The following is a 21772-nucleotide window of genomic DNA, read 5'->3' as shown; positions in this document are numbered from 1 at the left end:
ACGTATCCTCGGGGGATGACGAGCTCCGCAGCGCAGCCCACCGGACCTGCCGGCACGCCCCCGACCGAGAACTCCATGCGCCGCGCCCTCAAACGTGCCCGGGACGGCGTCGCCCTCGACGCCGGCGAGGCCGCCGTCCTCCTCCAGGCACGCGGCGAGCAGCTCACCGACCTCTGCGCGTCGGCGGCACGCGTGCGCGACGCGGGACTCGAAGCCGTGGGGCGGCCGGGCGTCATCACGTACTCCAAGAAGGTCTTCATCCCGCTCACCCGGCTCTGCCGCGACAAGTGCCACTACTGCACCTTCGTCACCGTGCCCGGGAAGCTGCGCCGGGCCGGGCACGGCATGTACCTGTCGCCGGACGAGGTGCTGGAGATCGCCCGCGCCGGTGCGGAAATGGGCTGCAAGGAAGCACTGTTCACGCTCGGCGACCGGCCCGAGGAGCGGTGGCCCGAGGCCCGTGAGTGGCTGGAGGCGGAGGGGTACGACGACACCCTCGCCTACGTGCGGGCCATGGCGATCCGGGTCCTCGAGGAGACCGGTCTGCTGCCGCACCTCAACCCCGGCGTCATGACGTGGACCGAGCTCCAGCGGCTCAAGCCGGTCGCGCCCTCGATGGGCATGATGCTGGAGACGACCGCGACCCGGCTGTGGAGCGAGCCCGGCGGCCCGCACCACGGCTCCCCGGACAAGGAGCCCGCGGTCCGGCTGCGGGCCATCGAGGACGCGGGACGCTCCAACGTCCCCTTCACCACCGGCATCCTCATCGGCATCGGCGAGAACTACGAGGAGCGCGCCGACTCCCTGTTCGCGCTGCGCAGGACAGCCAGGGCGTACCACGGCATCCAGGAAGTCATCGTCCAGAACTTCCGTGCCAAGCCCGGCACCGCGATGGGCCGGATGCCGGACGCCGAACTGGAGGAGCTGGCCGCGGCCATCGCCGTCGCCCGGCACATCCTCGGCCCGTCCGCCCGCATCCAGGCCCCGCCGAACCTCGTCGACGAGGAGTACGCGCTGATCATCGGCGCGGGCATCGACGACTGGGGCGGTGTCTCCCCGCTCACCCCGGACCACGTCAACCCCGAGCGCCCCTGGCCGCACATCGACCAGCTCGCCGAGCGGACCCGCGCCGCGGGCTTCGACCTGCGCGAACGGCTCACCATCTACCCCGAGTTCATCCAGCGGGGCGAGCCGTGGCTGGACCCCCGGCTGCTGCCGCACGTGACCGCGCTCGCGGACCCCGCCACCGGGCTCGCCCGCGAGGACGCCACCCCCGCCGGCCTGCCCTGGCAGGAGCCCGACGAGGCGTTCACGGCAGCCGGGCGCACCGACCTGCACCGCACCATCGACACCCAGGGACGCACCGGCGACCGCCGCGAGGACTTCGACGCGGTGTACGGCGACTGGGAGGCGCTGCGCGAGGCGGCGGCGCCCGGGATGGTGCCCTCGCAGATCGTCGGCGACATCAGCCGCATCGACGGCGAGGTGAAGGCGGCGCTGACGCAGGCGGCCGACGACCCGACGAAGCTCACGGACGCGCAGGCGCTGACGCTGCTGCACGCGGAAGGACCCGCGCTCGACGCGCTCTGCCGGATCGCCGACGCCCTGCGCAGGGACGTGGTCGGTGACGACGTCACCTACATCGTCACCAGGAACATCAACTTCACCAACGTCTGCTACACCGGCTGCCGGTTCTGCGCCTTCGCCCAGCGGCGCACCGACGCCGACGCCTACACCCTCTCGCTGGACCAGGTCGCCGACCGGGCCGCCCAGGCCTGGGACGTCGGCGCCGTCGAGGTGTGCATGCAGGGCGGCATCCACCCCGACCTGCCGGGCACCGCCTACTTCGACATCGCACGCGCGGTGAAGGAGCGGGTGCCGGACATGCACGTGCACGCCTTCTCGCCCATGGAGGTCGTCAACGGGGCGACCAGGACCGGGCTTTCGTTCCGCGAGTGGCTCCTCGCCGCCAAGGAGGCCGGACTCGGGTCGATTCCCGGCACCGCCGCCGAGATCCTCGACGACGAGGTCCGCTGGATCCTTACCAAGGGCAAGCTGCCGACGGCCGAGTGGACCGACGTCATCCAGACCGCGCACGAGGTCGGACTGCGGTCCTCGTCCACGATGATGTACGGGCATGTGGACCAGCCCCGCCACTGGCTCGGCCACCTGCGCACGCTGGTGCGCATCCAGCAGGCCGCCCTGGCCAACAACGTGGCCGGCTTCACGGAGTTCGTGACGCTGCCCTTCATCCACACCAACGCGCCCGTGTACCTGGCCGGGATCGCCCGCCCGGGTCCGACGGTCCGCGACAACCGGGCCGTCACCGCCATGGCCCGCCTGCTGCTCCACCCTTACATCACCAACATCCAGACCAGCTGGGTCAAGCTGGGGGCCGAGGGCGCCGCCGAGATGCTGCGCTCCGGGGCCAACGACCTCGGCGGCACGCTGATGGAGGAGACCATCTCCCGGATGGCCGGATCGAGTTACGGCTCCTACCGCTCCATCCAGGACCTGATCGCGATCGCCGAAGCGGCGGGCCGGCCCTCCCGCCCCCGTACGACGCTGTACGAGGACGTGCCCGAGGAGCGCGTCGCCACCGCGCGCGCCTCGGACGGGCATCTTCCGGAACTGCTCCCCGTGCTGGGCGACTGAAAGGCCGTCACCCCGGCGGAACCAACGGCAGGGAAAGGGGCGTCGTCGCAGGTGCGGCGACGCCCCTTCGGTCTGCCGCAGAGCACGGACGCCCGGCATCAAGAACGCGTAAAGACTGCCGGAGTCCGGCAATGACGAATGTCAGTGCGGTGTGCGACTCTTCCGGTACGTCGACGGGCGGGCGCACACGGGGGAAGGAGTGGGAATGTCACTGTTCCTCGGGCTCGGCATCGCGGGTCTGGTGCTCCTGGTCCTCGCGCTGGTCCTCGACGGGCTGCTGGAGGGACTGTTCGGCGGCTTCTCCGCACTGGAGGGGCTGTTCGACGGGCTGATCTCCCTGCCGGTCGTCGCCGGATTCCTCGCGATGCTCGGTTTCGGCGGTGCGATCACGCTGGGTACCACCGGCCTCGGTGCCGGCGCCGCGACGGGGGTCGGCGCCGTGACCGGGGTCGGTGCTGCCTGGCTGACCTGGAAGTTCACCCGCGCACTGATGCGGGACCAGACCGATGCGACCCCGCGCGGGGAAGACCTCGTCGGCACGTCGGCGTCGGTCGTCACCGCCATCCCGGCCGGCGGGTACGGCGAAGTGCTGGTGCGCCTGGCCGGCCAGCCGGTGAAGTACGCGGCGAAGAGCGAGACCCCGGTGGCCCGGGGCGCGGAGGTGTGGGTGGAGGCGACGCTGTCGTCCACCTCGGTCTCCGTACGCCCCGTCGAACGCTGAGTCGCGCCCCCGAAGGACCGCACGCTCCCCGGCGCGGCGCTTTTCCCACCAACCCCTCCTTCACGCACACCACCGCACCACCACCCTGAGGGATTTGCCCATGAGCCCAGTTGTCCTCGCGGTCGCCGGAGTCGTCGTACTCCTCGTCCTGCTCGGCCTCGTCGTCGTCACCCGCTACAAGGTCGCCGGGCCGAGCGAGGCGTTCATCATCACCGGCCGGCGCGGCAAGAAGTCCACCGATCCGGTCACCGGCCGGACCATGACCGACAACAGCGGCCAGAAGGTCGTGGTGGGCGGCGGCGTCTTCGTCGTCCCGTTCGTCCAGCAGAAGTTCACCCTCGACCTGTCCAGCAGGCACATCCCGATCGCCGTGCGCGGCGCGGTCACCCTGCGCGGGGTGAAGGCCAACCTCGAAGGCGTCGCCATCGTCAAGGTCGGCGGCAACGAGGACGCGATCAGGGCCGCCGCCCAGCGCTTCCTCAAGCAGCAGAGCGGCATCGTCGGCTTCACCCAGGAAGTGCTCTCGGGTGCGCTGCGCGCCATCGTGGGCCGGATGTCGGTCGAGGACATCATCAGGGACCGGGCCGCGTTCGCCGGGCAGGTCGCCGAGGAGGCCGAGGCCAGCCTCTCCGGGCAGGGCCTGATCCTGGACGCCTTCCAGATCCAGGACATCACCACCGAGGGCTCCTACCTGGAGGACCTGGGCCGGCCCGAGGCCGCCCGCGCCCGCCAGGAGGCCGACATCGCCGAGGCCATCGCCAAGCGGGCCTCCGAGCAGGCCCGGCTGAAGGCGGCCGAGGAGATCGCCATCGCGGAACGGACGTTCTATCTGAAGCAGGCCGAGATCCGCGTCGAGACCGAGGCCGCCGCCGCCAAGGCGAACGCCGCCGGCCCGCTCGCCGACGCCGCCCGCCAGCAGGAAGTGCTCGCCGAGCAGGAGAAGGTCGCCCAGCGGCAGGCCGCCCTGACCGACCGCGAACTCGACACCAAGGTCCGCAAGCCCGCCGACGCCGCCCGCTACCAGGCCGAACAGGAGGCAGAAGCGCGCAAGGTCAGCCAGGTCAAGGAGGCCGAGGCGGACGCCGAGCGCTCCCGGCTCACCGGTGAGGGCGAGAAGCTGCGCCGTGCCGCACTCGCCGCGGCCGTCCGTATCGAGGGCGAGTCCGAGGCCGCCGCGATCGCCGCCAAGGGTGCGGCGGAGGCGGAGGCGATGCGCAAGAAGGCGGACGCGTTCGCGCAGTACGGCGACGCGGCCGTGATCCAGATGCTCGTCGAGGCACTGCCGCAGGTGGTCGCCAAGGCGGCCGAACCGCTCAGCGCCATCGACAAGATGACGGTGATCTCCACGGACGGGGCCTCCCAGCTCTCCCGCACGGTCACCGACAACGTGGCCCAGGGCTTGGAGCTGCTCAGCTCCACCACCGGCGTCGACCTCGCGGAGCTGCTGAAGGGAATCGCCGCCAAGGGGCAGAGCGGCCCCCGGGTGCCCGGGCAGCCCGCCGCCGCGGGCACGCCGAACGGCCAGATCCCGGTCACGGACTGACCGGACGGCCGGATCCGGGTCACGGCCTGACCGGAGGGGCGGATCCGGCCACGGACCGACCGGACGGCCGGATCCCGGTCACGGACCGACCGGACGGCCGACTGATCGGCTGCCCCGGGCGGTGGGCCGACTGGTGGCCCGACCGATCGACCGTAAATGTCCATAGCCGACCCACTTGTGGCTCTTTGGGACCTGTAAGGGACCTGAGGAGCCACAAGTCGTTCGGATGCCCATCGAGTAGCGTGTCGCGCCATGAGCAGTACAGCCGCCCCCGCCGACACTGCCGGCTCCGCGACACCCCTCTGGGGCCGCGCCGAGCAGCAGGACTTCCGCAGCCGGGTCCGCGGCGCACTGCTCGGCGGAGCCATCGGGGACGCGCTCGGCGCCCCGGTCGACCAGCTGACGCTGAGCGACGTACGCGCGACGTACGGGTCCGCCGGAGTGCTCGACCTGGCACCCGCCCACGGCAGGAGGGGCGCGGTCACCGCCGTCACCCAGCTCACCCTCTTCACCGTCGACGGGCTCATACGGGCCCAGGTCCGCCGCGACACCGGTGCCTGGCACCCGCCCACCGACGTCCACCGCGCCCATCTGCGCTGGTCCGCCACCCAGCACGACTGGGGCCCCGACGAACGCCGCGCCGAGGACGGCTGGCTGGCCCGCGAGGAGTGGCTGTACGTCCGCAGGTCACCCGGCCGTGAATGCCTGCTCGCCCTCCGCGACCCGGTGATGGGCACCCTCGACCACCCGAAGAACCCGGACTCCACCGACCCGGCCGCCGTCGCCCGCTCCGCCCCCTTCGGCCTGCTCGTCGGCTGGGAGCCGCAGCTCGTTCTCCAGCTCGCGACGGAATGCGCCGCTCAGACCCACGGAAGCCCCGCCTCCACCCTCGCCGCCGGAGCGCTCGCCGTCCTCGTGCACGGACTGGCCAGGGGCGAGGGCCCCGCCGCCGCCGTCCAGCGCGCCCTCGCCCTGCTGGCCGCCCGCCCCGGCCACCAGCCCGTCACCGACGCCCTGCACGCCGCGCTGGACGCCGTACGGCAAGGCACACCGACCCCTGAGCGGGTGGCCGCGCTCGGCGACGCCCGCACCCCCGAGGGGGTGCTCGCGGTGGCCCTGTACTGCGCGCTCGTCGGCGAGGACATCCGGCACGGGCTGCGCCTCGCCGTCAACCACGACGGGGCGTCCGCCACCACCGGCGCCCTGTGCGGGGCCCTGCTCGGCGCCCTGCACGGCGAGACGGCGCTGCCGCCCGGCTGGGTCGTGGAAGTGGAGGGCCGGCCGACCGTGCTCGCACTCGCCGACGACTTCGCGATGGAGATGACCCAGGGTCCCGCCCTGCACGGCCCCACCGCGAGCGCACCGGGCTGGCTGGCCAGATACCCGCGCGCCTGACGGGGCAGCGGTCCGGGTGCCCGCCGAGGACCCGCGCGCCTGACCCGGCAGCGGTCCGGGAGCAGGCAGTGCTCCGGGTGCCCGCCGAGGACCCGCGCGCCTGACCCGGCAGCGGTCCGGGAGCCGGCAGCGCTCCGGGTGCCGTACGAGGACCCCGGCGGTCTCCCGGCCCGTACCGCTCAGCGCATCAGCTCGCCCGCGTTCACCAGCAGCTGCTGCCCCGTGATCGAGCGCGCCCGGTCCGAGGCGAAGAAGACCACCGCGTCGGCGACGTCCCCGTCCGTCGCCATCTCCGGCAGCGCCATCCGCGCGTCGAGCCGCTCCCGTACCCGCGCCTCCGGCACGCCCTCGGCCTGCGCCGCGTACGCCACGAACCCCTGTACAGGCGGGCCCCACATCCAGCCGGGCAGCACCGTGTTGACCCGGATCCGGAACGGGCCCAGCTCGCGCGCCAACGAGTACATCGCCGAGGTCAGCGCCCCCTTCGACGCCGCGTACGCCGCCTGTTCGACCTCGCTCGGGCTGGCGATCGCCGACTGCGTACCGATGCACACGACGGAGCCGCCGCGCTCCTTCAGGGCGGGCAGACAGGCACGGGTCATCCGCAGCGTGCCGAGCAGATTGACGTCCAGGACCTGCTGCCAGGCGTCGAAGTCGGCGTCCCGCAGCCCGCCGAAGTGGGTGTCGTACGCCGCGACGTGCACGATCGAGTCGAGACGGCCGAACCGCTCCACGGCCAGCGCCGCCAGCCGCTCGCAGCTCCGCTCGTCGGTGATGTCGGCCGGCAGATGGGCGGTGCGGGCGCCGTCCGGGTCGAGCTCGGCGGCGGTCTTGGCGAGCCGGGCCTGCGACCGGGCGCCGAGCACGGCGTTCCCGCCGTCGCGCAGCACCGCGGCGGCCACCTGCCTACCGAGCCCCGCACCGACCCCCGACACGACGACGGTCTTTCCCTCGAGGAGCCCCATGCGGTTGCCTCCGGACCCTGGCCGAATGTCTGACGGGGCGTCAGAGTAGGGGCATCGTCCGTGACACGGAAGGGAGGTGGCGTCGTGAGCGAGGACACCCGGAGCGAGGTGTACGCGGAGCTGGCGGCCGTCGGACCGTACGGGGTGCGGCCGGGACACGCGCTGATCACCATGGTCGAACCGCACCCCGGCCAGGAGTACGCCTACAACCGCTGGTACGAGGACGACCACTTCATGGCGGGCGCCATGGCCATGCCCTGGATGTACGCGGGACGCCGCTGGGTGGCCACCCGCGACCTCCAACTGCTGCGCAGACCCGCCGCCTCGGCCGTCGCGGACCCGGTCACCGCCGGGTGCTACCTCAGTACGTACTGGATCACCGAGGGCCGCTACGACGAGCACATGAAGTGGACCGTCGGCATCAACAAGCGGCTCAACCGGGACGGCCGCGTCCACCAGGCCCGCACCCATGTCTTCACCGCGTTCCAGGACCACGTGATGACCGTCTACCGCGACGGGGCGGCGGGGCCCCGCGACTTCCACGCCCTGGACCACCCGTACCGCGGACTGGTACTGGAGGTCATCGACGCGCGGAGCCCCGGGCAGCGGGACGAACTGGCCGAGTGGCTGCGCTCCTCGCACCTGCCCGAGCAGCTCGCCGGGTCGACCACGGCGATGGTCACCGTCTTCCGCCCGACCCCGCTGCCCGGAGACCGGATGACGTACGTCAAGCAGGTCGAAGGAGTCGGCACCCGGCTGACGCTGCTGTGGTTCCTGGAGGAGGACCCGCGCGAGCGGTGGGAGGAACGCTTCGGCGGGCTCGGCGACGCCGTGGCGGTCGCGGGGCTCGGCCGGATGGAACTGCTGGCCCCGTTCATCCCCACCGTGGTGGGGACGGACCGGTACGTCGACGAACTGCGCTAGGCGGAGGCGACCGGAGGCGACCGGAGTGGGCCAGGGAAGCTCCGGCCGACGAGTGGCGGCCGGAGGTCGCGCCGGGGCGTGGAGAAAGCCCCCTCGGCCAGGACGGCGGGCCGGTCGAGAGGGCTCCGGGGTGGTGCTTGGGCGTGCGCGACGTGCGCGGGGTCCGCGGGCGCGACGCACACGGTCTCAGCGGCCGAAGGTTCCCTGGCCGACCTCGGCGATGAACGACGTCCACGACCCCGGGACGAAGGAGATCGAGGGACCCTCCGGTGCCTTGGAGTCCCGTACGTCGATGGCGTGCAGTACCGGAGACTTCACTTCGACACACGCGCCGTTTCCGCCGGAGTACGAGGACTTCGTCCACTCGGCCGTCGCGCCCTTGAGAATTGCCATGTCCGTTCCGCCTTCACCAGTCGTTGTGAGCTGCCAACGTTCTTGCTTGGCGTGATCGACGCTACGCCGGAACTCGACTGCCCACAGCGGGCGTTCACTCGACCGGATGGCATATACCGGTGGGTCTTCCACCAGCGCATGCAGAGGGTGTACGGTGCGCGGCCTCAGCCGGACGGGGCCGATGTCGCGTCGCCGTCCCTCGCGGAGGGCGCTCTCGTTCCTCGTGCACGGTGCCGGTTTCAGCCTTCGTGTTCGGCGCTTGCGTACTCCTTGGCGATCTTCTCGATGAAGAGGTGCGAGTCCTCGACGCTCAGTGCCTTCGCGCGCAGGTGCTCGTACATGCCGGTGTACTTCTGCACGTCGGGCGTCTTCTCCAGATAGAGGTCGCTCGTCACGCCCTCGATGTAGACCACGCTGGAGTCGGTCGTCTCGGGGAACTCCAGGATCGCGTAGTGCCCGCTGAGCCCGGTGTGGGCACCCGCCCTGAACGGCAGCACCTGGATGGTCACATGGGGCAGCCGGGCCAGCTCCTGAAGGTGCTCCAGCTGCGCCAGCATGAGGTGCCGGTCGCCGACGACCCGGCGCAGTGCCGCCTCGTCGATCACCGCCCACAGGCGCAGCGGGGAGGTGCTGGTGGTGATGCGCTCCTGCCGGCGCAACCGGACGCCCACCCGCTTCGCCCACTCCTCGGGCGGGTTCTCGGGCAGCGCGCCGGCGATGACCGCCTCCGCGTACTGCGGCGTCTGGAGCAGCCCGGGCACGACCTGGGGCTCGTACACGCGCAGGTTGTCGGCGTCGGTCTCCAGACCGATGTAGACGCTGTACGGGATGTCGCCGAAGGCGTGCCACCAGCCCTGCTGGCGTGAGTCCTTGGCCATCTGCATCAGCGACTCAACGACCCTCGGGTCCTCCACCTCGTAGACCCCGCACAGGTCCCGCACGTCGCGGGGGCTGATGCTGCGACGGCCGTTCTCCAGCCGGCTGATCTTGGACTGGGAGACCAGGAGCCGCTCGGCGACGCCTTCCGCCGTCATGCCTTTGAGCTCTCGGAGGCGACGCAACTCCTGGCCAAGTCGGCGTCGCCTGACGGTGGGATTGACATTGGGGGACGCCACGGAAACTGCACCTCCGGCTGCGTGCTGCGCTTGTCTACTGTTCAGCAGACTGCCACCAACTGGCCTGGCCGCGCGGGTAAACGGCCACACAGGGTGGTGCGACGGGCACGCGTACGACACGCCCGCGACGGCAGCCGGTACGGGCTGCGGCCCCTGGCATGCCGGTGGGGGAAAGACGCGCGGGGCGGCGGCCCGGCCCTCGTCCCGACGGCCGGTCCACTGCCCCGCGCGTGTGCTGCGGCTCCCGAACCGGGTCTTGGGGACTTCGGTGCGGCGATCCTGTGGTGCGTGTTTCTGCCTGTGGTGCGTGTTTCTGTGGGAATGCGTGTTTCCGTGCGCGTGCGTGTTTCAGTGCGCCGCGGCCCGGGCCATGCTGCCGCGGTGCGGCTGCACGGGCACCGAAGTGGCATGCCGTGCTCCGCCGCCCCCGCCGGGCCCCGGGGTGCCCGGAGCGGCGGAGGTGCCGGGTGCGGCACGGCGCGGCGCGGCGGCCACGCCGTTCTGGACGTCCATCACGGCGTGTGCCACGAGTCCGCCCATGGGGTCGTGCCGAATCAGGTCCCGCAGGCGGGATCTGGACGACCGGCCCTCGTTGCCGGGGTACAGGTGCTTGCCGAGTCCGACCGCGTGGGCCAGCGCGGCGAGCGCCGCGGTCCGCGGGTCCGGCGGTACGCCGGTGCGGATCGCACTGTCCAGCCGGGCACGGATGTCCCGGCTGATTGCCGTTTCCGTCGCTTGGTAGCGAGTCGTCGGCAGCACCCCGCACATCTGACCCGATACGGCATGCACCATGCCGCACCGCTCCAGGTGCGCGAGGTAGATCTGGCGCAGCCCCAGCCGGGGCCCGCCGATCCAGTGGACGGCCCGGACCGGGCTGCCGCGACGGCGCAGCAGTTCCAGTGCGGAGTCCAGTGTCGGATCTCCGGTCGGCCGTGGCATCACCACGGCGATACGATCCCCGTCAGGGGCTATCCGTCCTGCCAGAGCCAGCTCCACTAGCTGTGCCCCGGCCAGGCCGAGGTCGAGCGACTGCGGCTGCGCTGTGGTACCCGTTGCCGGGTCCAGAGCGAGCAACAGAAGCTCCTCCGGAATTGTTCTTCGGCTCCTGCCCATCCATGCCTCCCCGCGTGGATGAATGACAGGGTGACCCCTCTCACATTCATCTGTCGAGGGTGCCTGGGTGCTTTGAGCGGGAACCAGTAGGTATGTCGTTCTCGTCTAGCACGTGGGTCCGGTGCTCGTAGCAGGACACTGGTTCATGGATCGGACAACGGGGGCGGGCCCCGTTGCGGTGTGGTGGCGTAGACGTACGCGTTGAGGAGGCATCGGTGGCGGGCGAGTCCCCCGGCAGGTCGGAGCAGCGGAAGTCGTCGGGGGAGACGGCGGGCGAACGAGATCCCCGGCTCGCGGTGTTCCGTGAGAGGACGCCCCAGGCGTCGAAGCCGGTTGCACCGGAGGCGAAGCCGGACGCGTCCGGGGGGTCGGCCGACGGCGCCCCCGACGAGGTTTCCCACGGGGCGGCGGACGCGGAATCCGCCGACACCGCCGGCCGGGACACCCAGCGGGTGGACCAGCCGACCGGCATCTTCAGAACCCGGCCGAGGGCCGCGGAGGGGCCCGCCGGCGAGCGGGAGGCCGGGGCGAAGGACGCCACCGAACCGGCACCGGACTCCGGGGCGGCATCGCGATCGGACTCCGGGGCGGAAGCGGAATCGGGCGGGGTGCCGGAATCCGGGACCGCTCCCGGTGCCGACGAACTGCCCGAGCCCGAAACGGAATCCCGCTCCCAGGACGACGACGGGCCGGAATCCGGGCCGGCGGCCGCGGCCGCCGAGGGCTCTGGGGTCTCCGAGGGCTCCGGGGGCTCCGGGGTCTCCGAGGGCTCCGAGGGCTCCGAGCCGGGCGACTCCCGGCTGCGTGAGGCCGTCGCTGCCTGGGTCGCCACGACGGACGACCCCGAGGCGGAGACCGGAACCGGTACGGACCCCGAGGGCACGGACGGTGCCGGGGGCCGCGGGCCCGCGGACGCTCCGAGCACCCCGGAATCCCGCAAGCGGAACGCGAAGTCGGACGCGGACGCAGGCACCGACGCCGATGCGGACTCGGGCCTGAACTCGCGCTCGGCCTCGGACTCGGCCTCGGCCTCGGACTCGGACTCGGACTCGGACTCGGAGTCAGCCGAGGGGGAGTCCAGCGCGGCGACATCCGCCGCCATCGCCGCTGCCGCGTTCTCGGGCGCCCGCGCCGCCCGTGCGGTCCGTGAGGCCGACGGAGGCGAGCAGGACCGTTCCTCCGAGGTGGCAGGCGCCAAGGGGACGAAGAACGCCGGAGCCAACCCCTCCGGCAGCAGCGGCAGCCCCGCCGACGCCCAGCCGTCGGCCGCGGCTGCCGCCGGCGACCCCGTACCCGATGACGAGGATGCCGCAGAGGCCGAGTCCGCTGGCCCGAAGGCCGCGGGTCCGAAGGCCGCGGGCCCGAAGGCTGCGGCCCCGGAGGTCGTGGCCCCGAAGTCCGCAGAGCCCAAGCCTGCCGGAGCCAAGCCCGCCGGTGCGCGGAGCGGGACCAGTGGCAAGGCCTCGGACGAGGGCGACGGAGGCAGCGACGGCAAGGGCATCGACCAGGCCACCGCCGTCTTCACGACCGTGCGTCCCTCCGCGTCCGAGGTCGACCAGCCGACGGCGATGCTCAAGCTGCCGCCCACCGACCCGCAGGCGCCCAGGGCGCCCAAGGGCGGCCCGAGTTCCAAGGTGGCCAGGCCCGAGTCGGACACGGAGCGCACCAGCACCTTCGTACCGCTCAAGCCCGACGGCGTACGGCCGCCCGCTCCGCCGCGCCGGCCCGGTGCGACGGGGACGAGCGGGGCGACGGGCGCGCAGCAGGGGCGCCCCGGTGCGCCGCTGCCCCAGGCCGGGGCCGGTACGGGGAGTGCCGCGGGGGCACAGGCCGCCGCCACCGGCGGGATTCCGGAGGCGGAGCGGACCAAGCAGCAGCCGCTGCCGCCCAAGCCGCCGCTCGACCTGCTCGCCGAGCTGACCAACAAGCCCGCCCCGCCGGAGACCCCGGTACGGACGACGGTGCGCCGGTTCAAGATCTGGACCCCGCTGGTCCTGCTCCTGCTGGTGGTCTTCGCGGCCGTTCAGATGTTCCGCCCGCTGCCCGATCCGAGGGTCGCGCTCACCGCTTCGCCCTCGTACACCTTCGAGGGCGGCAGCCTCAAGATGCCGTGGCCCGGCGAGGGCCAGTCGGCGATCGAGGTCGAGGGCGTCGGCAGCATGGGCACGGAGGGCGCGCAGCAGCCCAAGCCGATCGCGAGCATGGCCAAGGCCATGACGGCGTACGTGATCCTCAAGGACCACCCGATCAAGGGCAAGGAGAACGGCCCGAAGATCACCGTCGACCAGCCTGCCGAGGATGACGGCAAGAAGGGCGACGAGTCCACGGCGAAGATCAAGAAGGGTCAGGAGTTCACGCAGCGCCAGATGCTGATGATGCTCATGATCCCGTCGGGCAACAACGTGGCGCGGCTGCTGGGGCGTTGGGACGCGGGTTCCGAGGAGAAGTTCCTCGAGAAGATGAACGCCGCCGCCAAGGACCTCGGCATGACCAACACCAAGTACACCGACTCCAGCGGCTTCGACAAGGGCACGGTGAGCACGCCGGTCGACCAGATCAAGCTGGGCCGGGCAGTGATGAAGAACGACGTGTTCCGCGAGATCGTGGACATGCCGGAGGTCGAGATCCCGGGGCTGCCGGGCAAGATCTACAACAACAACAAGATCTTGCTGAGCCCGGGCGTGAACGGCATCAAGACGGGCTCGACGACCCCGGCGGGCGGCAACCTGCTGTTTACGGCGAGCACGATCATCGACGGCAAGGAACGCCGGATCATCGGCGCGGTGATGAACCAGACCACCGGCGCCATCCTCAACGACAAGCTGGACAAGGCGATCTTCGACAGCCTGAAGCTGATCAAGAAGGCGCAGGAGGTCGTGACCTCGGCGCAGGTGGTCAAGAAGGGCGATGTCGTCGGGTACGTGGACGACGGGCTCGGCGGACGGACCCCGGTCGTCGCGACGCAGGACCTCAAGGCGGTCGGCTGGCCCGGCCTCAAGGTGGACCTGGCGGCCGGCCCCGCGGCGGGCAAGACGGTGCCGCACACGGCGAAGGCCGGGGACGTGGTCGGTCAGGTCACCGTCGGCACCGGCCCCGGCCAGGTCCAGGCACCGGTGGCGCTCAAGTCCGACCTGGTGGAACCGGGCTTCGGCGCGAAGCTCCAGCGGCTGGGCTGAGGCCGGGTACGCCGCCGGTGGGAGCGGCCGGTGGCGGGAGCAGGGGATCCGGTGCGGCACGCCGGGCGGGCCGGACCACCGGCCCGCCCGGCGTCCCCGCTTCCCGGCGCCTCGGGCCGCGCCACGCCGGGCCGAACCGCGCCGAGCTGGTCGTGTTACGCCACGCCGCGCCGGGTCGTGCCGCGCCGGGCCGCGCCGAGCGGGGGCGCGTTACGGCACGCCAGGCCGCGCCACGCCGGGTCGTGCTGCGCCGCGCCACGCCGGGGGTTGCGCCGCGCCACGCCGTACCGGGAAAATTTTCGGGCGGAGGCGGTTACCGCCCGGATCACCGGGGTACCTTCCCACCGCACTCCACCCCGGAGCCCCGGTGCGCACGCGCCGGAGCGACCCGAGCGGAGTCAGGTGAATACTCGCCGTGCCGGAATGCCCTCGGCATGCTACGGTTATTCGCAGTTGCAGTTGTGGTTCCCGAAAAGACTTACAAGTGCTCTCCTCGGAATACGAGCGTTTTCCGGTGGGCGCACTTTTCTTTTGTATTTCCGGTGCTTTTCTCCCGGACGGGGTCATCATCGCGCGACGTGGAACACGCACAGTGTGTGTTCTCCGGGTTTTTACCCCGAAGGAGATTTGACATGGCTACTGGTACCGTGAAGTGGTTCAACTCGGAAAAGGGCTTCGGCTTCATTGAGCAGGACGGCGGCGGCGCCGACGTCTTCGCCCACTACTCGAACATCGCCACCTCTGGCTTCCGTGAGCTCCAGGAAGGCCAGAAGGTGAACTTCGACGTCACGCAGGGCCAGAAGGGCCCGCAGGCGGAGAACATCGTCCCCGCCTGATCATCGGCTCCGTGCCTGATCAGCGGTGACAGCGCGGCTGGGACCTGCACCTCGGGTGCAGGTCCCAGCCCGTTTTTGCGCCCGGGAATGAACCGGGGCCGCTCGTTGTTACAACGAGTACGGCCCGAGTTCCCGGGCCATCTTTGCGTTTCATTCATTTCGGCTCGTTCTTGAAATGCGGCCCCTCTGCGGGTCCGGGATTTCCTCGATACGTGCCGGTATCGAGGAGGAATCCCCTGAGTACGAACTATGCCCGCTTCGGTGGAAATCGCGACACCAGTGCCGGAAAGCGTGGAAATGGCAGTGGAAGTGGTAGCGGCTCCGCCCAGCGCGGCTCCGGCGGCCGTACGGGTGGCGGATACGCCGGCGGCAACCGCTCCGGCTCCACCTCGGGCAACCGCTCCGGTTCCGGCACCGGAGGGCGTTCGCGCCGCCCGGTAGCCCTGAAGGGCGAATTCGCCCTCCCGGTCACCGTCACCCCCGCCCTGCCCCCGGTCACGGCCTTCACCGAGCTGGACATGCCGGAGAGCGTGCAGCGGGCGCTGGTCACCCAGGGCGTCACCGAGCCGTTCCCGATCCAGGCCGCGACGCTCCCCAACTCCCTCGCCGGGCGCGACGTACTGGGCCGTGGACGCACCGGCTCCGGCAAGACCCTCGCCTTCGGGCTCGCGATGCTCGTGCGTACGGCGGCGTACGGACGCAGGGCACAGCCCAAGGCGCCGCTCGCCATGGTCCTCGTACCGACGCGTGAACTCGCGCAGCAGGTGACGGACGCACTCGCGCCGTACGCGACGGCCCTGCGGCTGAGCACGGCCACCGTCGTCGGCGGCATGTCCATCGGCCGGCAGTCCTCGGCGCTGCGACGCGGCGCGGACATCGTCGTCGCCACCCCCGGCCGCCTCAAGGACCTCATCGAACGCCGCGACTGCCGCCTCGACCAGGTCCGCATCACCGTGCTCGACGAGGCGGACCAGATGGGCGACATGGGCTTCATGCCCGACGTCAACGAACTCCTGCAGCAGGTCCGCCCCGACGGCCAGACAATGCTCTTCTCCGCCACCCTCGACCGCAATGTCGACAAACTGGTGCGCACGTTCCTGTCCGACCCGGTCGTCCACTCCGTCGACCCCTCCGCCGGCGCGGTCGTCACCATGGAGCACCACGTCCTCGAGGTGCACGGCGCCGACAAGCACGCCACCACCATCGAGATCGCGGCCCGCGACGGGCGTGTCCTGATGTTCCTGGACACCAAGCACGCGGTGGACCGCCTCACCACCGACCTGCTCGCCAGCGGCGTCCGCGCGGCGGCCCTGCACGGCGGCAAGTCGCAGCCGCTGCGCACCCGTACGCTCGACCGCTTCAAGACCGGCGAAGTCACCGTCCTGGTCGCCACCAACGTCGCCGCCCGCGGCATCCACATCGACAATCTCGACCTCGTGGTCAACGTGGACCCCCCCACCGACCCCAAGGACTACCTCCACCGCGGCGGCCGTACCGCCCGGGCCGGCGAGTCCGGCCGCGTCGTCACCCTGGTCACCCCCGGCCAGCGCCGCGACTTCTCCCGGCTGCTGCGCGAGGCCGGTGTCACCCCGCAGACGGCCTCGGTCCGCTCCGGCGACGCCGAACTCTCCCGCATCACCGGCGCCCAGGCCCCCTCGGGCGTGCCGCTCCGCGCTCCCAAGGCCGCCGCCGACACCGAGTCCCGCAGCCGCCCCGCCCGGGCCCGCCGCTCCCCGGCCCCCTCCCGGGGCCGCCGCGAGTCGGCGGAGCTGGCAGCGGCCCGCAAGGCGGCGGCGGTGCGCAGGGCCTCCTGACCCCGCGCGCACCGCACCCCCCGGACACCACGAAGCCCCCCGGACGATCACGTCCGGGGGGCTTCGCGTCCGTGCCCCCGGCAGGATTCGAACCTGCGACACCAGCTTTAGGAGAGCGACCCTCAGGGCACACGGCCCATCCATGTATGGTTTCACCCTTCCAGGAGGGCTTTCGGCCCTGCGGGATCAGCGTGGGAGACGTGTCCGGTCGAGACCGGAAGCCGCGTGAAATAGCAGGTCAGGGACGTTGCGTGACCTCGATGAGGCAATCGCGGCAGCCCTCCCCTGGCCCTTCCTGTCCCGAGCTTCCCTGATCCGTCTGCGCCCTTCTGTCCCCCGCCTGTCCCCCGCGTCCCCCTCCGTCCCCCGCTCGTCCCCCGCAGAGGGTCCGAGCTCGGGAGCTATGCCCCATCGGCAACAGACGTGCTGGTCATGCCGGCGAAACGTTTCGAGGAGTGCCGCAATCACTTCGTTCTCGTCAGGGCTAAGCGGTGCCTATGCAGCGCCTACGAAACCGGACAGTTGGCAGGAGCGCGGTACTTCTTCCGGGTTCAGGCCGCTTCCTCGCTGCCCCGCTCGTGCTCCGGAATGGTGATGACGCGACCGTCCCTGAGTGTCCTCTCGAACTGTCTGACCGTGTGCCTGACGGGGGACTTACGCTTCTCGTCCCCGGCTGGCTGGGGGTCTTCGGCCTGCGTGGGTTCCGGGGAGGCGTCGAGGCCGGTGGGCCACTGGCCCTCGTTGAGGGCCGGTTCTTCGACGCGGTTGGCCTCCCTGGCGAGGGCTTCACGTGCCATGACGGTAAGGATCGCTCCGCCGATGGTGATGAGGACTCCGCCGACGGCGCGGATCTTCGGCTTGTGTTTCTCGTAGCGGCTCTTTATGCCCGCGGTGGCCGGGGCGGTCTCGGCGGTGGGGGAGGCGGTCTCGCCGTCCTCTGCGGAGTCAGTCACGGGGACAGATTTACCGGGACAGCCGCTCCGCTGTCAGGCGGTCGCGCAAAGTCGTCCCAGCGGAGGACGGCTGGCCCCGTCTGGCGGCCTGGGACGGGGGCGTGTGCTGCTCAGGCGGGGAGGAACATCCGCTGTGTGGCGATGTCCCAGGTGCACAGCGCGTAGAGGCGGTTGAAGTCGTGGTCGGCGCCGGGGTCGTCGGCGTTGCACTGTTCGTATCCGTTGGGGCCCATGCGCCAGTAGAAGCCGTACTCCTCGCATTCTTCCTGGCCGGGGTACTTGCCGGTCCAGATGGTGTTGCAGTCGGGGTGGCAGTTGTACCGCTGCCCCCCGGTGAGGGCGCAGCGGGCTATGTCGCAGTGGTCGGCGTGGAAGGTGTGGGGTGGTGTCAGGCAGTCGGGGCAGTGGTCGCCGGGCGTGGCGGGGGTGGGGATGGGTGTGGCTGTGGTGAGGCTGCCGGTCCACAGGTTGATGAGGGAATGGTCCAGTTCTTGGGTGTCGGCGATGGTGTGGAGGCCGAGGGTGCGGTGGATGAGTTCGCGGAGGAGGGGGGTGGAGAGTTGGGCGGTTGCCCAGTGGAGGGTGACGCCGTGGGTGGGGTGGCGGGTGGTCCAGGTGGTGCGGAGGCGAGTTGAGGTGGTGAGCTTTATTGCAGGGTTTTGGGTGATACGGGTGATGTGTGCTCCGTGATTTTTCAGCCATTTTTGGCCTTGTTCGGCGTAGAAGCGTGTGAGGGTTCGTCGTGCTTTGTCGGGGTTGAGGGCGTGGCTGCGGTGGAGGTGGATCTCGCTGCGGTTGGGGGTGAAGTGGAATCTGGTGGCGGGCTTGCTGTCGGGGCTGTCGGGGATGATGCGGAGCTTGTGGGGGTGGCCGAAGAGGTGGAAGGTCTCACCTTGTGCGAGGTGGAGGGTCGGGTTCGCGGGGGTGGTTTCGGCTATGTGGGTGAGGCGGCGGTAGATCCAGGCGCGTCGGCGTTTGGCGAGGTCGATGGCTTCGGTGTCGGTGGTGCCGTGGGGGGCTCGTACGACGACGTCGGCTTGTGCGGTGACGTAGAGGTCGAGGGTGGTGCGGTTGGTGGTGCGGATGGTGAGCGGTGCCGCCGGCGGTGATGGTGCGTTCCTGGGGCTGGGGCATGGGGTTCTTTCTGTGGGTGGGGTGGGAGGGGGTGGTGCCCCCTCCCTTGTTATCTACATTCTACTAGGGGTGCGGGGAGGGTCAACCTCCCCGATGCCTTTCACCAGGTCAGTCGTACAGCCCTCGTGCGACTGCGGACCGCACCGCCTCCACCTCGGCGGCCAACCCCGCCTGCGCCGCCTCCAGCCTGGCCCGGGAGACCTTCAGGGCCTTCGTGGTCTTGGCGAGCTGCTTGGCCTGCACCGTCCTCAGTGCGGTCAGCCGTTCCACCTGACGCCGATGGTGTTCCACCTGGGCCGCCCTGATCTCCGCTCGCGGCCTCCGCTCCCGCCCGGCCGCCGGCCCGTACTGTCGGGGCTTCATCCGCTCGGCGGCGAAGTCCAGGAACTCTTGCCGGGGAACGAACTTCACCGGCTTCGCGTGAGTCCCGGTCAGCAACGCGATCTTCGGGAAGTCCTCGTGCCGGGCTGCCCAGTTGGAGACGGTGGCACGGACGACGCCTATGAGTTTCGCGGCTGCGCTGAGGTGGATCAGCTCGTTCTCGCGACCGATGAACTCCGGGCGGAGCCAGGTCCCCGTGCCGTGGGTGCTGTTCGTCACTTCGCGTCCGCCGCGTTCTGGTTGTCCAGGAGGGACAGGAGGAAGGCGAGGTCGGAGGCGGCTTCGGTGAGCAGTGCAGCCGCGGCAGCTCCGAGCCTTCGGTCCTCGTCGGCCTGCGCCTGGTCCACGCATTCCTCGGGGTCGTGGTTGCAGTCGACTTCGGCTACGACGAGGCCTTCTGCGGTGACGATGCTGTGGTGCGTCCGCACCGCCTGCGGGCTGGTGTCCTCGACCTCGTTGCCGGTCTCGTCCCAGGTGACGGAATCGGTAAACAGGGTGGGCAGAGCTGCTGCGCTCAGGCGGGCACGGATGCGGTCGATGCGGGCCCGGTTCTCGTCGGCCTGCCCACCCCAGAGGGCGTACTGCTTGGGGGTGGCGTACCAGTAGTAGCCGCTGCGGTGATGCAGGGAAGTAGTGGTGAAGTGCTTTGTTCCCAGGAGTGAGCGCCACGTGTTGGCGGTCTGGAGGACCAGGGTGCCTTCGGCGCGCATGGTGTCGATGAGGCGGGTGGTGGCGGACACGTGGGCGGTGTTGATGTCGCGGATGTGCTGGTAGGCCTGCGGGTCGTAGCCGGTGGTCCACAGGGTGCGCAGGGCGAGGTCGAACCGCTGCATGGGGTGGTCGTGGGCGGTGAGGACGTTCAGAATGTCGGTGCGGGTGGGCTGGTGCATGGCGCTGTTCTCCGGTGGTGGTGAGGGGCGGCCCGGCGTCGTGCGCGGGGCCGCCCCGGTGGCGAGGTGAAGGTCAGGCGGCTTCGGCTTCGGTGGCTGTGGCGCTTCGTTCGTCCTCGGCCTTGCGGGCTGCGTCGTCCATCTCCCGGCGCTTGGCGAGGATTTCGGTTTCGATCTCACTGAGCGCGTAGCCGTGGTTCTTCAGGAGTTCGAGCCACACGGCGGTGGCCCGGTCGGGGATGTCCCAGTGCCGGTCACTCATGTGTTCGTGCTCGAACATCGCCGCGACCTGGGCGAAGAGCAGCCGCCAACGCCTCGTCCTGCCGGTGCGGTTGATGAGCGGCTGGAATGGCTTGGACACCCGGTTCCACTGGGTGAGGTCGTGGTTGGGGTCCTCGACCTTGAGGAAGCGGGACATCAGGTCGGTGCGGTGGCGGGTGAGGTAGCGGGAGTATTCGTGTGAGGTGCCGGTGATGACGTCGAGGATCAGCGCCCACATGTCGTCCGGGGCGTCGCCGGGCTTGTCGCACAGGGCGGTGATGAACTCCTGGCGGACCTCTCGGGCCGAGCGCCACGCCTTGTTGTAGCGGATGACCTTGCGGCGGGCTTCCTTCGCGAGTTCCTTGGCCTTGGCGTCGGTAGTGCCGTCGGCGCCGGGAAGTTCGTGCTGGTGCTTCTTGTAGTCGGCGCACAGCCACGTCACGTCCGGCTCGCGGGGGTGGAGGGCGGCGGCGTGGCCGGGGCAGCGGGCGTGGACGTCGGCGGTGAGGGGTGTGCCGAGCTGGGAGAGGAGGTCTTCCAGGGGGCGGGCGGGGCTGTCGCGCCAGCTCCACTTCCAGTCCAGGAGCGTGACCCCGGACGCGGTGAGTTCGGCGAGGAGCTGTACCCGGCGTGCCGTCTCGGCCTTGCGCTCGCGCAGCTCGGCCATGGTGTGCGCCCAGTTCCCCCCGGCCCAGCCGTCGGCCTGATCGCGGCGCTTGGCGAGGGTGAGCTTGCGGTGGGCTTCGGCGACGGTCTCCACTTCCTGGAAGTCGGCCAGCTCCAGGAGGTCGAAGTCGGCGTTGATGCCCTCCTTCAGACGGGCGTCGGTGAGCTGGGCGGCCTTGTCGGCGGCGGCCATCTGTGCGGTGGTGATGCCGATGGTGCGGGCGTGCTTGTCGCGTACGGCCGGCGGGAGGTCCATGAGGGAGAGCTGGCGGGCGGCGTCGATGTAGTCGCGGGCGTGTGCGTCCTGGCGGTGCTTGTTCTCCAGGACGGACAGGGTCAGGGCCTGGTCGTCGACCCCGGTGAGGTCGTCGCGGATGAGGGCGGGGACCAGCCGGTAGGGGCGGCCTTCGGCCTTGGCCTTGTCCGCGGCGAGGACGGCGGCCCTGTTGCGGCGCTGCCCGAAGACGATGCCGAGACGGCCTTCGTTGTCGCCGGTCTGGGGGCGCAGCAGCAGAAGGGACTGCACGCCGACCTCTTCGACGGACGCGATGAGGTCCGGGTCCGGTTCGGTGCCGTCTGCCTGGCCTTCCTCGTGGTGGCGGCGGTGGTTGTAGGGGTCGACGATCAGGTCGTACGGGTCGACCCAGGCGAAGTGGCCGGTGAAGCCGGGGATCGAGGTGGCGGGGTCGGTGGGGGCGGTGCTGGTCATGGTGGTGGTCCCTGGTGGTGGGGGTGGGGGGGGCCGGGGGTGGCCCCCCCCCCGGTAAGAGTGGGGGGTGGAGCCGGGGTCATATAAAAAAAAAAAAAACCACCCCACCCCAAAAAAAAAAAAAAAAA

General features: G+C 70.9%; 17 protein-coding genes and 1 pseudogene. 8 read left to right on the top strand and 10 right to left on the bottom strand.

The features are described from left to right. Nucleotides 1–15: 15 nt before the first annotated feature. The 4 genes from ACFWVV_RS02540 (at nt 16) to ACFWVV_RS02525 (ending at nt 6314) form a co-directional block, all read left to right on the top strand. Entirely contained in the window at nt 16–2655 is a 2640-nt protein-coding gene (locus ACFWVV_RS02540; RefSeq protein ID WP_384342420.1) for a bifunctional FO biosynthesis protein CofGH, read from the top strand. A 205-nt stretch (nt 2656–2860) separates the two neighbouring features. After that, the gene (locus ACFWVV_RS02535; protein WP_384342422.1) at nt 2861–3376 is read left to right on the top strand and encodes a hypothetical protein; all 516 of its coding nucleotides are present in this window, start codon (nt 2861–2863) and stop codon (nt 3374–3376) included. A gap of 100 nt (nt 3377–3476) precedes the next feature. Then, nucleotides 3477–4919: a flotillin family protein gene (locus tag ACFWVV_RS02530; protein WP_384342424.1), complete on the top strand. Its 1443-nt coding sequence runs from the start codon at nt 3477–3479 to the stop codon at nt 4917–4919. Between the two features lie 252 nt (nt 4920–5171). Then, on the top strand, nt 5172–6314 hold the full coding sequence (locus tag ACFWVV_RS02525; RefSeq protein ID WP_384342426.1) for an ADP-ribosylglycohydrolase family protein: 1143 nt from the start codon (nt 5172–5174) through the stop codon (nt 6312–6314). A 179-nt stretch (nt 6315–6493) separates the two neighbouring features. Here ACFWVV_RS02525 and ACFWVV_RS02520 read toward each other — a convergent pair whose 3' ends face one another. Continuing rightward, nucleotides 6494–7279 (bottom strand): SDR family oxidoreductase, encoded by a 786-nt coding sequence (locus ACFWVV_RS02520; RefSeq protein ID WP_384342428.1) that lies wholly within the window; start codon nt 7277–7279, stop codon nt 6494–6496. A gap of 84 nt (nt 7280–7363) precedes the next feature. Here ACFWVV_RS02520 and ACFWVV_RS02515 point away from each other — a divergent pair, with 84 nt between their 5' ends. Then, nucleotides 7364–8203, top strand: coding sequence for a hypothetical protein (locus ACFWVV_RS02515; RefSeq protein WP_384342430.1), 840 nt, complete (start codon nt 7364–7366; stop codon nt 8201–8203). 186 nt (nt 8204–8389) lie between these two features. Here ACFWVV_RS02515 and ACFWVV_RS02510 read toward each other — a convergent pair whose 3' ends face one another. The 3 genes from ACFWVV_RS02510 to ACFWVV_RS02500 form a co-directional block, all read right to left on the bottom strand. Then, complete coding sequence (locus ACFWVV_RS02510) at nt 8390–8596, bottom strand: DUF397 domain-containing protein (protein ID WP_384342432.1); 207 nt, start codon at nt 8594–8596, stop codon at nt 8390–8392. A gap of 239 nt (nt 8597–8835) precedes the next feature. Further along, on the bottom strand, nt 8836–9711 hold the full coding sequence (locus ACFWVV_RS02505) for a helix-turn-helix domain-containing protein (RefSeq protein WP_384342434.1): 876 nt from the start codon (nt 9709–9711) through the stop codon (nt 8836–8838). Between the two features lie 348 nt (nt 9712–10059). Beyond that, on the bottom strand, nt 10060–10824 hold the full coding sequence (locus tag ACFWVV_RS02500) for a GPP34 family phosphoprotein (RefSeq protein WP_384342436.1): 765 nt from the start codon (nt 10822–10824) through the stop codon (nt 10060–10062). Nucleotides 10825–11039: 215 nt separating this feature from the next. Here ACFWVV_RS02500 and ACFWVV_RS02495 point away from each other — a divergent pair, with 215 nt between their 5' ends. From ACFWVV_RS02495 to ACFWVV_RS02485, 3 genes are all read left to right on the top strand, one after another. Further along, on the top strand, nt 11040–14000 hold the full coding sequence (locus ACFWVV_RS02495) for a D-alanyl-D-alanine carboxypeptidase (RefSeq protein WP_384342438.1): 2961 nt from the start codon (nt 11040–11042) through the stop codon (nt 13998–14000). 632 nt (nt 14001–14632) lie between these two features. Then, on the top strand, nt 14633–14836 hold the full coding sequence (locus tag ACFWVV_RS02490; RefSeq protein WP_189825182.1) for a cold-shock protein: 204 nt from the start codon (nt 14633–14635) through the stop codon (nt 14834–14836). 212 nt (nt 14837–15048) lie between these two features. Further along, entirely contained in the window at nt 15049–16650 is a 1602-nt protein-coding gene (locus tag ACFWVV_RS02485) for a DEAD/DEAH box helicase (RefSeq protein WP_384342440.1), read from the top strand. A 551-nt stretch (nt 16651–17201) separates the two neighbouring features. Here ACFWVV_RS02485 and ACFWVV_RS02480 read toward each other — a convergent pair. The 6 genes and pseudogenes from ACFWVV_RS02480 to ACFWVV_RS02455 all read right to left on the bottom strand — a co-directional run bounded on the left by ACFWVV_RS02480 (nt 17202) and on the right by ACFWVV_RS02455 (nt 21644). Continuing rightward, nucleotides 17202–17603, bottom strand: coding sequence for a hypothetical protein (locus tag ACFWVV_RS02480; protein WP_384342442.1), 402 nt, complete (start codon nt 17601–17603; stop codon nt 17202–17204). 110 nt (nt 17604–17713) lie between these two features. Continuing rightward, nucleotides 17714–17836, bottom strand: a complete 123-nt coding sequence (locus ACFWVV_RS02475) for a hypothetical protein (RefSeq protein WP_384342444.1) — start codon at nt 17834–17836, stop codon at nt 17714–17716. A gap of 369 nt (nt 17837–18205) precedes the next feature. Then, nucleotides 18206–18688, bottom strand: a pseudogene (locus tag ACFWVV_RS02470) (YgjP-like metallopeptidase domain-containing protein); the annotation flags it as partial. Nucleotides 18689–18845: 157 nt separating this feature from the next. After that, nucleotides 18846–19337: a hypothetical protein gene (locus ACFWVV_RS02465; protein WP_384342446.1), complete on the bottom strand. Its 492-nt coding sequence runs from the start codon at nt 19335–19337 to the stop codon at nt 18846–18848. Beyond that, nucleotides 19334–20008 (bottom strand): hypothetical protein, encoded by a 675-nt coding sequence (locus ACFWVV_RS02460; protein ID WP_384342448.1) that lies wholly within the window; start codon nt 20006–20008, stop codon nt 19334–19336. Before ACFWVV_RS02460 ends, ACFWVV_RS02465 begins: the two co-directional genes overlap by 4 nt. A gap of 73 nt (nt 20009–20081) precedes the next feature. Beyond that, nucleotides 20082–21644, bottom strand: a complete 1563-nt coding sequence (locus ACFWVV_RS02455) for a ParB/RepB/Spo0J family partition protein (RefSeq protein WP_384342450.1) — start codon at nt 21642–21644, stop codon at nt 20082–20084. Between the last annotated feature and the right edge of the window lie 128 nt (nt 21645–21772).

The organism is Streptomyces sp. NPDC058663 (assembly GCF_042716745.1).
In the GTDB taxonomy this organism is placed as follows: domain Bacteria; phylum Actinomycetota; class Actinomycetes; order Streptomycetales; family Streptomycetaceae; genus Streptomyces.
Note: the sequence above shows the minus strand (reverse complement) of the source record. Positions and strands in the feature narration are given on the sequence as shown.

What these genes read in the sequence shown, in the direction of transcription:
- ACFWVV_RS02540 (WP_384342420.1), top strand. Translation starts at nt 16, where the DNA reads ATGACGAGCTCCGCAGCGCAGCCCACCGGACCTGCCGGCACGCCCCCG.
- ACFWVV_RS02535 (WP_384342422.1), top strand. Translation starts at nt 2,861, where the DNA reads ATGTCACTGTTCCTCGGGCTCGGCATCGCGGGTCTGGTGCTCCTGGTC.
- ACFWVV_RS02530 (WP_384342424.1), top strand. Translation starts at nt 3,477, where the DNA reads ATGAGCCCAGTTGTCCTCGCGGTCGCCGGAGTCGTCGTACTCCTCGTC.
- ACFWVV_RS02525 (WP_384342426.1), top strand. Translation starts at nt 5,172, where the DNA reads ATGAGCAGTACAGCCGCCCCCGCCGACACTGCCGGCTCCGCGACACCC.
- ACFWVV_RS02520 (WP_384342428.1), bottom strand. Translation starts at nt 7,279, where the DNA reads ATGGGGCTCCTCGAGGGAAAGACCGTCGTCGTGTCGGGGGTCGGTGCG.
- ACFWVV_RS02510 (WP_384342432.1), bottom strand. Translation starts at nt 8,596, where the DNA reads ATGGCAATTCTCAAGGGCGCGACGGCCGAGTGGACGAAGTCCTCGTAC.
- ACFWVV_RS02500 (WP_384342436.1), bottom strand. Translation starts at nt 10,824, where the DNA reads ATGGGCAGGAGCCGAAGAACAATTCCGGAGGAGCTTCTGTTGCTCGCT.
- ACFWVV_RS02490 (WP_189825182.1), top strand. Translation starts at nt 14,633, where the DNA reads ATGGCTACTGGTACCGTGAAGTGGTTCAACTCGGAAAAGGGCTTCGGC.
- ACFWVV_RS02475 (WP_384342444.1), bottom strand. Translation starts at nt 17,836, where the DNA reads ATGGGCCCCAACGGATACGAACAGTGCAACGCCGACGACCCCGGCGCC.
- ACFWVV_RS02460 (WP_384342448.1), bottom strand. Translation starts at nt 20,008, where the DNA reads ATGCACCAGCCCACCCGCACCGACATTCTGAACGTCCTCACCGCCCAC.
- ACFWVV_RS02455 (WP_384342450.1), bottom strand. Translation starts at nt 21,644, where the DNA reads ATGACCAGCACCGCCCCCACCGACCCCGCCACCTCGATCCCCGGCTTC.